Consider the following 14,733-nt stretch of genomic DNA (forward strand, 5'->3'; position numbering starts at 1 on the left):
GACGGGTCAGCGTCCTGTGGGCCCTCCTGCGCGACAACCGGGTCTTCACCCCCGATCCGGCCGCGCAGACGGCTTGACTCAATCATTGAGACTCCTCCGCGGTGCCCGCGTCGATCGCCTGCGAGGCGTCCAGGGCGAAGGAGTGCGCCGGGTTCCAGTGCAGCAGCACGGCGGCGCCGGGGACGATCCGGGCGTCGCGCTCCATGTTTTGCTCGAAGACGGTGACCTCCTGGCCGCCGTCGGTGCGCACCAGGTACTGGGTGGAGACGCCGATGAAGCTGGAGTCGACGACGGTGCCGGCCAGCGTGTTGCGGCCCTCGGCGGCCTTCTCGGAGCCGTGGGTGATGGTGATCTTCTCCGGGCGCACGCCCAGGTGGACCCGCTTGGCGTCGGTGGCGCAGCGCGCCTTCGGCACGGCGAGGCGGGTGCCGGCCACGGTGAGCAGCAGGTCCTCGCCCGCGCCGCCGGTGACCTCGGCGGGCAGCAGGTTGGACTGGCCGAGGAAGTTGGCCACGAAGGTGGTGGCGGGGTTCTCGTACAGCTCGGCGGGCGCGCCCAGCTGCTCGACCCGGCCGCCGTTCATCACCGCGATGGTGTCGGCCATGGTCATGGCCTCCTCCTGATCGTGGGTGACGTGCACGAAGGTGATGCCGACCTCGGTCTGGATCCGCTTGAGCTCCAGCTGCATCTGGCGGCGCAGCTTGAGGTCGAGGGCGCCGAGCGGCTCGTCCAGCAGCAGCACCTGGGGGTGGTTGATCAGCGCGCGGGCGACCGCGACGCGCTGCTGCTGGCCGCCGGAGAGCTGGTGCGGCTTGCGCCGCGCGTACTGGCCGAGTTCGACCAGCTCCAGCATCTCGTCGACCTGCTTCTTGACGTCCTTCCTGCCGCGCCGGCGCAGGCCGAAGGCGACGTTCTCGAAGATGTCCAGGTGTGGGAAGAGCGCGTAGCTCTGGAAGACGGTGTTCACCGGTCGCTTGTACGGGGGCAGGGCGGTGACGTCCTGTCCGCCGATCAGGACGGTGCCGCTGGTGGGCTCCTCCAGGCCGGCGATCATGCGCAGGGTGGTGGTCTTGCCGCAGCCGGAGGCGCCGAGCAGGGCGAAGAAGGAGCCCTGGGGGACGGTCAGGTCGAGCGGGTGGACGGCGGTGAAGGAGCCGTAGGTCTTGCCGATGCCGGTGAGGCGGACGTCGCCGCCGGCCGCGTCGCGCAGCTGGTCTGTCATGGGGTGTCTTCCTGGGTTTCTCGGCCGTGAACGGGGGTCAGGCGCCGATGAGCTTGGAGAACTTCTGCTCGAAGTCGCTCTCCTCGCTCTCGGTGAGCGTGCGGAACACGTGCGCCTTGCCCGCCATCTCGGGGGTGGGTACGACCAGCGGGTTGGCCGCGCTGTCCGGGGCGAGGGTGGCGAGCTCGTCCTTCATCCCGGTGACGGCGGAGACGAAGCCGATGCCCGCGACCAGCTGCGCCGCGATCTTCGGCTGATAGTAGAAGTCGATCAGCTTCTCCGCGTTCGTCTTGTGCCGCGCCTTGGCCGGGACCAGCATGTTGTCGGTCGAGGCGAGGTAGCCCTTCTCCGGGATCACGAACTCGATGTCCGGGTTGTCGGCGCGCAGTTGGATCAGGTCACCGCCCCAGGCGACGCAGGCCGCGATGTCGCCGGAGGAGAGCTCCTGGCCGTAGTCGTTGCCGGTGAAGCGGCGGATCTGCTTGCTGTCGACGGCCTTCTGCACCCGGGCGATCGCGCCGTCGTAGTCGTCCGCGGTGAACTTGGCCGGGTCCTTGCCCAGGTCCAGCAGGACCATCCCGATGGTGTCGCGCATCTCGGACAGGAAGGTGACCCGGCCCTTGAGGTCGGGGTCGTCCAGCAGCTGCGAGACGCTGGTGACCTCCCTCCCCTTGGTCGCCTTGCGGTTGTACGCGACGACGGTCTGGATCCCGGCCCACGGGTAGGAGTAGAGCCGGCCCGGGTCCCAGTCGGGGGCGCGGAAGCGGGCCTCGATGTTGGTGATCGCGGTGGTGACGTTCGCCGGGTTGAGCTTCTGCGCCCAGCCGAGCCGGATCAGCCGGGCGGCCATCCAGTCGGTGAGCACCATCAGGTCGCGGCCGGTGTCCTGGCCGGACGCGAGCTGCGGCTTGATCTTGCCGAAGAACTCGACGTTGTCGTTGACGTCCTCGTTGTACTTGACCTCGATGCCGGTGGCGGCGGTGAAGGCGTCCAGGGTGCCGTGCTTCTGCTTGTCCTTCTCGTCGGTGTCCACGTACAGCGGCCAGTTGGAGAAGTCGACCTCCCTCTCGCCGTCCGAGAGGTCCTTGGCGGCGCCCGCGGTCGAGTCGCCGGTCGCCCGGGGGGCCGCCGGGATGCCGCAGGCGGCCAGGGTGCCCGCCCCGGCGGTCAGCGCGGCGGCGCGCAGCAGGGTGCGGCGGCCGACCGCGGCCCGACCGCCGGTCAGACTGCGTTCCCAGGCCCTGCGGACCGGTTCGGGCAGACCGTCGGTGAGCTCGTTGAACGCCTTGAACGCCATGGATCGGGCCTCCTGGGGGGAATGGGGGTGCGTGGGGGAAGCACCCCGGTCCGGGGGTTATCTGTCGCCGAAGACGGTGCGGTGCCAGTCCTTGCGGGCCACCGCGGTGGTGTCGAACATGACGTGCTTGACCTGGGTGTACTCGTCCAGCGAGTACTGGGACATGTCCTTTCCGTAGCCGGACGCCTTGTACCCGCCGTGCGGCATCTCGCTGATGATCGGGACGTGGTCGTTGACCCAGACGCACCCGGCCGCGATCTCCCGGGTGGCGCGCAGCGAGCGGTGCACGTTGCCGGTCCAGGCGGAGGCGGCCAGGCCGTACGGGGTGTCGTTGGCCAGCCGCAGGCCCTCGTCGTCGCCGTCGAAGGGCAGCACGACCAGCACCGGGCCGAACACCTCCCCCTGGACCACCTCGCTGTCCTGGGCGGCGCCGGTGATCAGGGTCGGCGCGTAGTAGGCGCCCCGGGTGAGGTCGGTGCCGTCGTGGCCCCGCTCCGGCGCGGGGCCGCCGGTGACCACGGTGGCGTAGGAGCGGGCGCGCTCCACGAAGCCGGCCACCCGGTCCCGGTGGGTGTACGAGACCAGCGGGCCGAGGTCGGTGTGCGGATTGCGCGGGTCGCCGATCCGGATCGCCGCGTACAGCTCGGCCACCCCGGCCACGAAGGCCTCGTACAGCGGGCGCTGGACGTAGGCGCGGGTGGCGGCGGTGCAGTCCTGGCCGCCGTTGATCAGCGAGGCGGCGACGGCGCCGTGCACCGCGGCGTCCAGGTCGGCGTCGTCGAAGACCACGAACGGGGCCTTGCCGCCGAGTTCGAGGTGGGTGCGCTTGACGCTCGCGGTGGCGAGCTCGGCGACCCGCCGGCCGACCGCGGTGGAGCCGGTGAAGGAGACCATCGCGACGTCGGGGTGGGCGACCAGGTGCTCGCCGGCCGTGCGCCCGGCGCCGGTGACCACGTTGACCACGCCGTCCGGGATGCCCGCCTCGGTGCAGGCCCGGGCGAACATCAGCGAGGTCAGCGGGGTCAGCTCGGCCGGCTTGAGCACGATGGTGTTGCCGGCGGCGATGGCCGGGAGGATCTTCCAGGCGGCCATCTGCAGTGGGTAGTTCCACGGCGAGATCGAGCCGACCACGCCGATCGCCTCGCGCCGCACGTAGGAGGTGTGGTCGCCGGAGTACTCGCCGGCCGCCTTGCCCTCCAAGTTGCGGGCGGCGCCGGCGAAGAAGGCGGTGTTGTCGATGGTGCCGGGGACGTCGAACTCGGTGGCCAGCTTGACCGGCTTGCCGGTCTGCGCGGTCTCCACCCGGGCGAGGTCCCGCGCCGCGTCGGTCAGTACGGCGGCCAGCCGGGTGAGTGCCTCGGACCGGGCGCCTGGGGTGGCGGAGGACCAGCCGGGCAGGGCGGCCCTCGCGGCGGCGACGGCGGTGTCCACGTCGGCGGCGGTGGCCAGCGTGACCTGCTCGACCACGCTGCCGTCGGCGGGGTTGACGACCTGGAAGGGTGCGCCGCCGCCCCGGCTCTGACGGCCCGCGATGTACTGCGCGCCCGCGCCGAAGTCGGTCAGGTCCATCTGGTTCCTCCAAGTGCCGGCGGTCCGACCGCACGCTGCGGGTTGGCGCTTCCGCCGCGGGGGTCTGCGGTCCCGCTGACCTTGCCCGTTGCGGGGTTGACGTGACAAGGGTCACTTCGGCAGTCTCAGCGCGAAGGGCCTTACAGAGTGCAAGGCCCTTCGGAGGGCAACAGGTCGTCGCCGCGATGGATGATTTACCTGACACTCTGGTCCCCCTGCTCCCGTTCCCTCCCCGGCCTGGAGGCCCGCGATGCTTCCCACCGTCGCCCGCGTGCTCGACCTGGAGGTGATGCGGCGCGGCCTGCCCCAGGTGGTGGCCGGCGCCGACCGCCTGGAGCGGCCGGTCCGCTGGGTCCATGTGAGCGAGCTGCCCGACGTCGCCGGGATGCTCCAGGGCGGCGAGCTGGTGCTGACCACCGGCATCGCGCTGCCCGAGGACCGCGCGGGCCTGGCCCGCTACGTCCGCGACCTGGACGAGGTCGGGGTGGCCGGCCTGGTGGTCGAGTTCGGGCGGCGCTACTTCGACTCGCTGCCGCGCGCCCTGGTGAACGCCGCCGAGCAGTGCGGGCTGCCGCTGATCACGCTCCGCCGCGAGGTGCGCTTCGTCGCCGTCACCGAGGCCGTGCACGCCCTGGTGGTCAACGCCCAGCTGGAGCAGCTGCGGGTCTCCGAGTCGGTCCACCAGGTGTTCAACGAGCTGGTGGTGGAGGGCGCCGAGCCGCCCGAGGTGATCCGCCAGGTGGCCCGGATGGCGGGCGCTCCGGTGGTCCTGGAGAACCTGGCCCACCAGGTGCTCGCCCACGACAGCGCCGGACGCCCGGAGGCCGAGCTGCTGGAGGACTGGGAGCGCCGCTCGCGCGGGGTCCGCCCGCCCGGCCGCACCGGCCACGACCCGCGCAGCGGCTGGCTGGTGACCACCGTCGGCGCCCGCGGCCAGGACTGGGGCCGGCTGGTGCTGGTCCAGGATCCGGGTCCGCTGCCGGAGGGCGAGACCCACCCGCACGCCATGCTGCTGGAGCGCGGCGCCTCGGCACTGGCGCTCAACCGGCTGGTGGTGCGCGACCGGGAGAGCCTGGAACGGCAGACCCACCGCACCCTGCTCTCCGGCATCCTCACCCACGCGCTGACCGTCTCCGAGGTGGCCCTGCGCGCCCAGGCGCTCGGCGTCCCGCTGGAGGGGCGCCGACTGGTCGGCGCAGTGCTGCGCCAACGCCGCGGGCCGATCCCGGCCGCACTGGAGGCCCAGGCCCGGCTGCGCGACTTCACCGAGCTGGCCGCCGGCGCGGTCCGGTCCTGCCGGCTGTCCGCCCTGGTCGGCGCGCTCGACGACGAGGGCGTGGGCCTGCTGATCGCGCTCGGCGCCCAGCAGGACGAGCACGCCGCGCTGGACTCCTTCTCTGCCACCCTGCGCCGGATGTCCGCCGAGGCCGGCCGGGAGGGCGCCGACGCCCCCGGCCCGGTGGTCGCGGTCGGCTCCTCGGTCGGCTCGGTCCGCGACGCCCGGCGCACCCTGCTGGAGGCCGCCCAGGTCGCCGACGCGGCCCTGCACGACGCGCCCGGCGGCGGCCGGACCGCCTCCTACTACCGGCTGCCCGACGTCCGGCTGCGCGGCCTGCTCCACCTGCTGCGCGACGACGCCCGCCTGCAGACGTACGTGGAACGGGAGTTGGGCCCACTGCTGGCCCACGACGCCGAGCACAACGGCCAGTTGGTGCAGATGCTGCGGATCTACCTGGAGCAGGGCCGGAACAAGTCGGCGGCGGCCGACGCCGCGCACCTGTCCCGGCCGTCCTTCTACGACCGGCTGCACAAGGTCGAGCGCATCCTCGGCGTCGACCTCGACCAGGTGGAGTCCTGCCTGTCCCTGCACGTGGCGCTGCTCGCGCTGGACGCCGTACGGCGCTGACCCGCCGGGCTCACACCCCGGTACCCCTCACACTCCGGTGATGCGCCCCCAGACCTTGTGCAGCTCGGGCCGCTCGGCCGAGGTGACGTCGCGCATGCCGTGCAGCCGGGCGCGCATCTCCTCGGTCGGGAACACCAGCGGGTTCTCGGCCAGTTCGGCCCGGTCCTTGTCGCCGCTGTCCGCCAGCACCGCACGGGCGGCCGGCACCGGGCAGATGTACTGGACGGCCGCGGCGAGCTCGGCGGCCACCTCGGGCTGGTAGTAGTAGTCGATCAGCAGCTCGGCGTTGCGCTTGTGGACGGCCCGGTTGGGGACCATCAGGCTCTCCGCCCACAGCTCGCCGCCCTCCTCCGGCACCACGAAAGCGATGTCCGGGTTCTCGGCGGTGAGTTGGACGGCGTCGCCGGAGTAGGCCTGGCAGGCCACCGCGGCGCCGGAGGCGAGGTCGCTGGTGTAGTCGTTGCCGGTGAAGCGGCGGACGTGGCCGGTGTCGACCATCTTCTGCACCAGGTCCATCGCCCGGTGCGCGTCGTCGTCGCTGAAGGCGGTGATGTCCGCGCCCTGGGAGAGCATCAGCAGCCCGAGCGCCTCGTCCAGCCCGGCGAACAGGGTGACCCGGCCCTTGAGGTCGGGCGCCCACAGGTCGGCCGTGGACCGCAGCTCCCGGCCGAGCGCCTTGCGGTTGTACGCGATGCCGGTGATCCCGGACTGCCAGGGCACGCTGCGCCTGCGCCCGGGGTCGAAGGCCGGGTTCGACAGCTGGGGGTCCAAGTTGGCGGTGACGTTGGGCAGGTTGGCCCGGTCCATCGCCTGCACCCAGCCCAGCGAGACGTACCGCCCGGCCATCCAGTCGCTGATCACCATCAGGTCCCGGCCCGGGTCGGCGCCCTGGGTGAGCACCGGGCTGATCTTGCCGAAGAACTCGTCGTTGTCGTTGATGTCCTCGGTGTACGTGACCGCGATCCCGGTCTTCTCGCTGAACGCGTCCAGGGTCGGGCGCCTGCCCTGGTCGTCGGTGTCGATGTACTGCGTCCAGTTGGAGAAGTTCAGCCGCTTGTCGCTCTCCGAGCGGTCCGGCGCCGAGCGGCGGTCCTCGGCGACGTACGCGGACGGGATGCCGCAGCCGGTCAGCGTCCCGGTGCCGAGCAGCGCGGCCCCGCCGAGCACGGAACGTCGGCGTATGCGCGCGGGGCCCTGCGGGCGGTCGGGGGCGGGGCGGCGGGTCAGGGTGGAACTACTCGACATGTGAGGCCTTCCGGAGCGTGGGACGGCCCCGGACACGGGTGCCCGGGGCCGTCCTGATAGGTACGTCAGACAGCGTGCGCGTCGGTCAGCGACAGCACCTCGTCCAGCACCGCGAGGCCGGTCTTGGCCTCCTCCTCGGTGACGGTGCACGGCGGGACGACGTGGAAGCGGTTCATGTTGACGAACGGCCAGAGCCCGCGCTGCTTGCAGGCGGCGGCCAGCTCGGCCATCGGCGCGTTGTCGGCGCCCGCGGCGTTGTACGGGACGAGCGGCTCGCGGGTCTCCCGGTCCCTGACCAGGTCGAGCGCCCAGAACACACCCAGACCGCGCACCTCGCCGATCGAGGGGTGCCGCTCGGCCAGCTCGCGCAGACCCGGGCCGAGCACCGTCTCGCCGATGTGCTTGGCGTTCTCGACGATGCCTTCCTCCGCCATCGCGTTGATGGTGGCCACCGCCGAGGCGCAGGCCAGCGGGTGCCCGGAGTAGGTGAGCCCGCCGGGGAACGGCCGCTCGGCGAAGGTGGCGGCGATCTCGGCGCTGATCGCCACGCCGCCCAGCGGCACGTAGCCCGAGTTGACGCCCTTGGCGAAGGTCATGAGGTCCGGGACGACGCCCCAGTGGTCGGCGGCGAACCACTCGCCGGTGCGGCCGAAGCCGGCCATCACCTCGTCCAGGATGAACACGATCCCGTAGCGGTCGCAGATCTCCCGCACCCCGGCCAGGTATCCCGCCGGCGGGATCAGGATGCCCGCGGTGCCGACCACCGTCTCCAGGATGACCGCCGCGACCGTACCTGGCCCCTCGAAGGCGATCACCTGCTCCAGGTGCTCCAGCGCGCGCTCGCACTCCTGCGCCTCGTTCTCGGCGTGGAAGTTGGAGCGGTAGGGGTACGGGCCCCAGAAGTGCACCACACCGGAGACGCCGGTCTCGTTGGCCCAGCGCCGCGGGTCGCCGGTGAGGGCGATCGCGTTGGCGGTGGCGCCGTGGTACGAGCGGTAGGTGGACAGCACCTTCTGCCGGCCGGTGTGCAGCCGGGCCAGCCGGATGGCGTTCTCGACGGCCTCGGCGCCGCCGTTGGTGAAGAAGATCTTGTCCAGGTCGCCCGGGGTGCGCTCGGCGATCAGCCGGGCGGCCTCGCTGCGCGACTCGACCGCGAAGCCGGGGGCGATGGTGCAGAGCTTCGCCGCCTGCTCCTGGATCGCGGCGACCACCTTCGGGTGCTGGTGGCCGATGTTGGTGTTGACCAGCTGCGAGGAGAAGTCGAGGTAGCGGTTGCCGTCGTGGTCCCAGAAGTACGAGCCCTCGGCGCCGGCCACCGCGAGGGGGTCGATCAGCGCCTGGGCGGACCACGAGTGGAAGACGTGCGCGCGGTCGGCGGCCTTGACGGCCTGGCCGGTGGCTGAGTCAGCGGTGGGGATGCTCATGCCGGTAAGGCTAGGGCCGCCGGTCCCCGAAGTGCAGTTTCATCCTGTCAGTCGGTCACCCGACCCGCCGACAGGGTGCAAAGCGACAGGGCCCGGGTCGAAAGACCCGGGCCCCTTGTCTGTTCAGATGAGTTTGACCGAGATCAGATCGCGGTCATACTGCGCTCGATGGTCACGACCCGCTAGATCGCGGTCATACCGCGCTCGACGGTCACGACCCGCTAGATCGCGGTCATACCGCGCTCGATGGTCACGACCCGCTAGATCGCGGTCATGACGTGCTTCACGCGGGTGTAGTCCTCGAAGCCGTACGCCGACAGGTCCTTGCCGTAGCCGGACTTCTTGAAGCCACCGTGCGGCATCTCGGCGACCAGCGGGATGTGCGTGTTGATCCAGACGCAGCCGAAGTCCAGGCGGCGCGACATCCGCATGGCGCGGGCGTGGTCCTTGGTCCACACCGAGGAGGCCAGCGCGTACTCGACGCCGTTGGCGTACTCGACGGCCTGGTCCTCGTCGGTGAACTTCTGCACGGTGATGACCGGGCCGAAGACCTCGTTCTGGATGATCTCGTCGTCCTGCTGCAGGCCGGAGACGACGGTCGGGGCGTAGAAGTAGCCCTTGTCGCCGACCCGGTGGCCACCGGCCTCGACCTTGGCGTGGGCGGGCAGCCGCTCGATGAAGCCGGCCACCTGCTTCAGCTGGTTGGCGTTGTTCAGCGGGCCGTACAGCACGTCCTCGTCGTCCACGCCGCCGGTCTTGGTCTCGGCCGCGGCCTTGGCCAGCGCCTCGACGAAGGCGTCGTGGATCGACTCGTGCACCAGCACGCGGGTGGCGGCGGTGCAGTCCTGGCCGGCGTTGAAGTAGCCGGCCACCGAGATGCCCTCGACGGCCTCGGCGATGTCGGCGTCCTCGAAGACCACGACCGGGGCCTTGCCGCCCAGCTCCAGGTGGACGCGCTTGACGTCCTTGGAGGCCGACTCGGCGACCTGGATGCCGGCCCGGACCGAACCGGTGATGGAGGCCATCGCCGGGGTCTTGTGCTCGACCATCAGCTTGCCGGTCTCGCGGTCACCGCAGATGACGTTGAAGACGCCGGCCGGCAGCTCCAGTTCCTTGAGGATGCCGCCGATGATCTCGGCCAGCAGCACGGTGGAGGCCGGGGTGGTGTCCGAGGGCTTCAGCACGACGGTGTTACCGGCGGCGATGGCCGGGGCGAACTTCCAGACCGCCATCATCATCGGGTAGTTCCAGGGCGCGACCTGGGCACAGACACCGACCGGCTCGCGGCGCACGATCGAGGTCATCCCGTCCATGTACTCACCGGCGGCCTTGCCCTCCAGCAGGCGGGCGGCACCGGCGAAGAAGCGGATCTGGTCCACCATCGGGCCGATCTCCTCGGAGAGGGTCAGCGCGCGGGGCTTGCCGGTGTTGCGCACCTCCGCGTCGACGATCTCGTCGGCCCGCGCCTCGACCGCGTCGGCGATCTTGAGCAGCAGCTTCTGCCGGGTGCTCGGGGTGGCATCGCGCCAGATCGGGAACGCGGCGGCGGCCGAGGCCATGGCCGCGTCCACGTCAGCGGCACCGGACAGCGGCGACGTCGCGTACACCTCGCCGGTCGCCGGGTCGACGATGTCGAGCGTGCGGCCGTCAGCCGCGTCGACGAACTCACCGTTGATGTAGTTGCGCAGCGTGCGAAGGTCGCTCACGGGTCTCTCCTCGGTCTGGGCCTGCGGCGTTGCAGATTCCGGCGCCATGGTACGTCGACGGATCCGGCCTACGAAGGGTGCCGAGTGGCCGGGCCCGAAGCGGCGCGGTCCACTGGTGGCGGAACGCACGCCGTCCTGCGGGGGCGCGCGCGTACCGTGCCAGGGTAGCCGCAAGACTGCCGGTATCGACAGGCTGGAGTCGCATACGCGATGAAATCCGCATGGGATTTCCAAGATCGCGACGAAATCAGCAGTTTCCACGCTTGCGAACAGGGAAACGATCAGGCACAGTGGCCGCGTGGCCAACCGCGACCGGAACGCGAGCGTTCCCCTCGATGCCGCCTCCAAGGCGATCATCGAGCAGCTCCAGGAGGACGGGCGCCGCCCGTACGCCGCCATCGGCAAGGCCGTCGGCCTGTCCGAGGCAGCCGTACGGCAGCGCGTCCAGAAGCTGCTCGACCAGGGCGTGATGCAAATCGTCGCCGTCACGGACCCGCTCACCGTCGGCTTCACCCGCCAGGCGATGGTCGGCATCCGGGTCGAGGGCGACATCGAGCCCGTCGCCGACGCGCTGGCCGCCCTCGACGAGGTCGACTACGTCGTCTGCACCGCAGGCTCGTTCGATCTCCTGGCCGAACTGGTCTGCGAGGACGACGAGCACCTGCTCGAACTGATCAACAAGCGCATCCGCGCGCTTCCCGGCGTGCGGAGCACCGAGAGCTTCGTTTACCTGAAGCTCCGGAAACAGACCTACACCTGGGGCACCCGATGACAGCCGACCCGGCGCAGAAGGACCTTTCCAAGACCGCCTACGACCACCTGTGGATGCACTTCACCCGCATGTCGTCGTACGAGAACTCCCCCGTGCCGACCATCGTCAAGGGTGAGGGCACGTACATCTGGGACGACAAGGGCCGGAAGTACATCGACGGCCTGGCCGGCCTGTTCGTCGTGCAGGCCGGTCACGGCCGCACCGAGCTCGCCGAGGTCGCCGCCAAGCAGGCCAAGGAACTCGCGTTCTTCCCGATCTGGAGCTACGCGCACCCCAAGGCCGTCGAGCTGGCCGAGCGCCTGGCCAACTACGCCCCGGGCGACCTGAACAAGGTCTTCTTCTCCACCGGTGGCGGCGAGGCCGTCGAGACCGCCTGGAAGCTCGCCAAGCAGTACTTCAAGCTGACCGGCAAGCCGACCAAGTACAAGGTCATCTCCCGCGCCATCGCCTACCACGGTACCCCGCAGGGCGCGCTGTCCATCACCGGCCTGCCGGGCCTGAAGGCCCCGTTCGAGCCGCTGGTGCCGGGCACCCACAAGGCCCCGAACACCAACATCTACCGCGCCCCGCACTACCTCGAGGGCCCCGACGGCACCGTCGACCCCGAGGCGTACGGCCGCTGGTGCGCCGACCAGGTCGAGGAGGCCATCCTCTTCGAGGGCCCCGAGACCGTCGCCGCCGTCTTCGTCGAGCCGGTGCAGAACGCCGGTGGCTGCTTCCCGCCGCCGCCCGGCTACTTCCAGCGCCTGCGCGAGATCTGCGACCGCCACGACGTACTGCTGGTCTCGGACGAGGTCATCTGCGCCTTCGGCCGCCTCGGCACCATGTTCGGCGCCGACAAGTTCGGCTACGTGCCGGACATGATCACCTGCGCCAAGGGCATGACCTCGGGCTACTCCCCGATCGGCGCCACGATCATCTCGGACCGCATCGCCGAGCCGTTCTACAAGGGTGACAACACCTTCCTGCACGGCTACACCTTCGCCGGCCACCCGGTCTCCTCGGCCGTGGCGCTCGCCAACCTCGACATCTTCGAGCGCGAGGGCCTGAACCAGCACGTGCTCGACAACGAGTCGCGCTTCCTGGGCACCCTGAGCAAGCTGCGCGACCTGCCGATCGTCGGCGACGTCCGCGGCAACGGCTACTTCTACGGCATCGAGCTCGTGAAGGACAAGGCCACCAAGGAGACCTTCAACGACGAGGAGACCGAGCGCGTGCTCTACGGCTTCCTCTCGAAGGCCCTCTTCGACAACGGCCTGTACTGCCGCGCCGACGACCGTGGCGACCCGGTCGTCCAGCTGGCCCCGCCGCTGATCTCCGACCAGTCGACCTTCGACGAGATCGAGCAGATCCTGCGGACCAGCCTCACCGACGCGTGGGCGAAGCTCTGATCCCCTGAGCCCTCTTCCCCACCCTCCGCCGAAGGGCGGCCCCGATCCCCGGGGCCGCCCTTCGGCGTCCGCGCTCCGATGACCCGCCAACATCACAGTCGCACGACCAAACATGCCTGAATGCGGGTGATTTGCCCGTGATGGACCAGTGCGCCGCAACCACGCGAGGCCCCGGTCGTTCTAATCTGACGACTGTCATATCCCTGCGGCACCCAGGATGGAACCTCATGTCAGCGGCACCGCCTGACAACGACGTGCTGTGGGCCCGAGGGATCGTCAAGTCCCACTACGGCACCCCCGCGCTGCGCGGCATCTCGATCGGCGTCCGCGACGGCGAGGTGCTCGCCGTCACCGGCCCGCGCGGCTCCGGCAAGAGCACCCTGCTCGGCTGCCTCTCCGCCCAGCTCCCGGTCGACGAGGGCGAGGTCTGGTTCAACAGCTCGCCCGTGCACACCCTCGGCCGCGCCGGCCGCGAACGGCTGCGCCGCGACCGCTTCGGCTTCGTCGGCTCCGAACCGCACCTGGTGCCCGAACTGACCGCCCGCGAGAACGTCGCCCTGCCGCTGCTCCTCGCCGGGGCCGGCAACAAGGCCGCCTACACCGCCGCCGACGAGTGGCTGGAGCGCCTCGACGTCGGCGAGATCGGCCGGCAGCGCCCCGACCAGCTGGTCCAGAGCCAGCGCCAGCGGATCGCCGTCGCCCGCGCCCTCGCCCCGCTGCCGCCGGTCGTCTTCGCCGACGACCCCACCGCCCCGCTGCACCGCGAGGCCGCCGACCAGGTGCTGCGGATACTGACCAGCGCGGCCCGCTCGCACCAGCTCACCCTCGTCCTGGCCACCCACGACCCCGAGCTCGTCCGGTTCGCGGACCGCGCCGTCGCCCTCGTCGACGGACGGCTCACCGCCCCCGCCGCCCCTGTCCCGCGCGGCATCGCCGCCCCGGGGACGACCGGTGCGTCCGCCGTCACGGCCACCCGCCACTGACGACGCCCAGCCGCTGAAAGAGTCGACGTGTTCTACCTCCGTCTGGCCCGGGGCTACCGGGTGCCCGACCTCGGCCGCTGGCTGCTCACCGCACTGGCCGCCGCCGCCGTCGCCGCGTTCCTGCTGCGCTCCCTCGGCCGGGCGCTGAGCGAACCGCTCGGCGGCACCGACGCGCTGGTCCGGCTGCTCTGGTGCCTGCCCCCGCTGGCCGCCGTCGCCTGGTTCGCGGCCGTCGCCGCTCGCTCGGTGCCCGCCCGGCGGCCCGAGCGGATCGCCGGACTCACCGCCGCCGGGGTCGGCTCCCGCCGGATCCGCACCCTGATCGCCGGCGAGGTCGCCCTCGCCTGCACCCTCGGCAGCGTGCTCACCCTGCTGCTCTTCCTGGTCCTGCGCAACGACATCGCCGGGCCCTCGCTCGCCCCCGACCTCGGCATGGGCGTACCGCTGCCGGCCGCCGCGCCCGTCACGCTGCTCGCCTTGGTCCCGCTCACCGCCGGCATCGCCGCCGCCTGTGCGGTGCCCGTCGCCGACACCCTGCCCGGCGGCCGCGCCCGCGGCCGGAGCGGCTTCGGCGCCTGGCGGATCGCCCTGCCGATCGGACTGGTGGTGATCGGCGCCGCGCTCGAACTCATCGCGCTGCGGCCCGACGCCGAGTCCGACGGCCGCCCGATCCACCTGCCCGCCGGACTCGGCACCACCAGCACCGCCGCTCTCGGCGGCTGGGCCGCCAGCGCGCTCGGGCTCGCACTGCTCACCGGCCCGCTGCTCGCCTGGACCGGACGGCTGCTCGCCCTCGGCCGGCCCACCCCGCTGCGGCTGCTCGCCGGTCGCGGCCTGACCGCCCAGGCCCGCCGCCTCGGCCCGCCGCTGGCCGTCCTCACCCTCGTCGTCGCGCTGGTGCTCACCACCATCCGCTACTGGATCGGCACGCCCGACAGCGCCGACGCGCTGCCCGCCGTCGAGGCCTGCCTGGTGCTCGGCTGCGCGGCCGCCGCGGTGGTCTCCCGACTGGCCGAGGTCCGCACCGACCGGCGCGAGGTCACCGACGCGCTGCTGCGCCTCGGCACCTCGCCGCGGCTGCTGTTCGGCGCGGTCCTGCTGCGCACCCTGGCGGTCGGCACCACGCTGCTGCTGACCGGCGGGGCGACCGCCGCGCTGGCGGCCGCCGGGCTGCGCTAGCCGGTCCTCTCGTAGTGGGGCTCAGCTCGTAGTGGGGGC

At 71.6% G+C, this 14,733-nt stretch carries 11 protein-coding genes; 5 read left to right on the forward strand and 6 right to left on the reverse strand.

Translation table 11 applies throughout. The annotated features are described in order from the left end of the window. Window positions 1–82 precede the first annotated feature (82 nt). Genes ACZ3UD_RS06325 through ACZ3UD_RS06335 form a run of 3 tightly spaced genes read right to left on the reverse strand, consistent with a single transcriptional unit; the run spans window position 83 to window position 4,088 of the window. Window positions 83–1,222 carry an ABC transporter ATP-binding protein gene (locus ACZ3UD_RS06325; RefSeq protein ID WP_465582871.1) on the reverse strand — a complete coding sequence of 380 codons (1,140 nt, stop codon included), beginning with the start codon at window positions 1,220–1,222 and terminating at the stop codon, window positions 83–85. A 37-nt stretch (window positions 1,223–1,259) separates the two neighbouring features. After that, window positions 1,260–2,519: a polyamine ABC transporter substrate-binding protein gene (locus tag ACZ3UD_RS06330; RefSeq protein WP_465582874.1), complete on the reverse strand. Its 1,260-nt coding sequence runs from the start codon at window positions 2,517–2,519 to the stop codon at window positions 1,260–1,262. Between the two features lie 57 nt (window positions 2,520–2,576). Next, window positions 2,577–4,088, reverse strand: a complete 1,512-nt coding sequence (locus tag ACZ3UD_RS06335; RefSeq protein ID WP_465582877.1) for a gamma-aminobutyraldehyde dehydrogenase — start codon at window positions 4,086–4,088, stop codon at window positions 2,577–2,579. A 250-nt stretch (window positions 4,089–4,338) separates the two neighbouring features. Here ACZ3UD_RS06335 and ACZ3UD_RS06340 point away from each other — a divergent pair, with 250 nt between their 5' ends. Then, the gene (locus ACZ3UD_RS06340; RefSeq protein WP_465582880.1) at window positions 4,339–5,994 is read left to right on the forward strand and encodes a PucR family transcriptional regulator; all 1,656 of its coding nucleotides are present in this window, start codon (window positions 4,339–4,341) and stop codon (window positions 5,992–5,994) included. A gap of 27 nt (window positions 5,995–6,021) precedes the next feature. On the opposite strand, the gene ACZ3UD_RS06345 is transcribed toward ACZ3UD_RS06340, so the two are convergent. The 3 genes from ACZ3UD_RS06345 to ACZ3UD_RS06355 all read right to left on the reverse strand — a co-directional run bounded on the left by ACZ3UD_RS06345 (window position 6,022) and on the right by ACZ3UD_RS06355 (window position 10,417). Beyond that, window positions 6,022–7,239, reverse strand: coding sequence for a polyamine ABC transporter substrate-binding protein (locus ACZ3UD_RS06345; protein ID WP_465582884.1), 1,218 nt, complete (start codon window positions 7,237–7,239; stop codon window positions 6,022–6,024). A gap of 65 nt (window positions 7,240–7,304) precedes the next feature. Next, a complete protein-coding gene (locus tag ACZ3UD_RS06350; protein ID WP_465582887.1) occupies window positions 7,305–8,663 on the reverse strand; it encodes an aminotransferase class III-fold pyridoxal phosphate-dependent enzyme in 1,359 nt (452 codons plus the stop codon). Between the two features lie 260 nt (window positions 8,664–8,923). Further along, complete coding sequence (locus tag ACZ3UD_RS06355) at window positions 8,924–10,417, reverse strand: gamma-aminobutyraldehyde dehydrogenase (protein WP_465582890.1); 1,494 nt, start codon at window positions 10,415–10,417, stop codon at window positions 8,924–8,926. Between the two features lie 250 nt (window positions 10,418–10,667). Here ACZ3UD_RS06355 and ACZ3UD_RS06360 point away from each other — a divergent pair, with 250 nt between their 5' ends. From ACZ3UD_RS06360 to ACZ3UD_RS06375, 4 genes are all read left to right on the forward strand, one after another. After that, window positions 10,668–11,141, forward strand: a complete 474-nt coding sequence (locus ACZ3UD_RS06360) for an Lrp/AsnC family transcriptional regulator (protein ID WP_030243538.1) — start codon at window positions 10,668–10,670, stop codon at window positions 11,139–11,141. After that, entirely contained in the window at window positions 11,138–12,532 is a 1,395-nt protein-coding gene (locus tag ACZ3UD_RS06365) for an aspartate aminotransferase family protein (RefSeq protein WP_387629674.1), read from the forward strand. The genes ACZ3UD_RS06360 and ACZ3UD_RS06365 overlap by 4 nt, the downstream gene beginning before the upstream one ends. Before the next feature lie 227 nt (window positions 12,533–12,759). Next, on the forward strand, window positions 12,760–13,515 hold the full coding sequence (locus ACZ3UD_RS06370) for an ABC transporter ATP-binding protein (protein WP_465582893.1): 756 nt from the start codon (window positions 12,760–12,762) through the stop codon (window positions 13,513–13,515). Window positions 13,516–13,542: 27 nt separating this feature from the next. Next, window positions 13,543–14,694, forward strand: a complete 1,152-nt coding sequence (locus ACZ3UD_RS06375; RefSeq protein ID WP_465582895.1) for a hypothetical protein — start codon at window positions 13,543–13,545, stop codon at window positions 14,692–14,694. The last annotated feature ends 39 nt before the right edge of the window (window positions 14,695–14,733 follow it).

This window comes from Kitasatospora sp. NPDC023118, assembly GCF_055560875.1.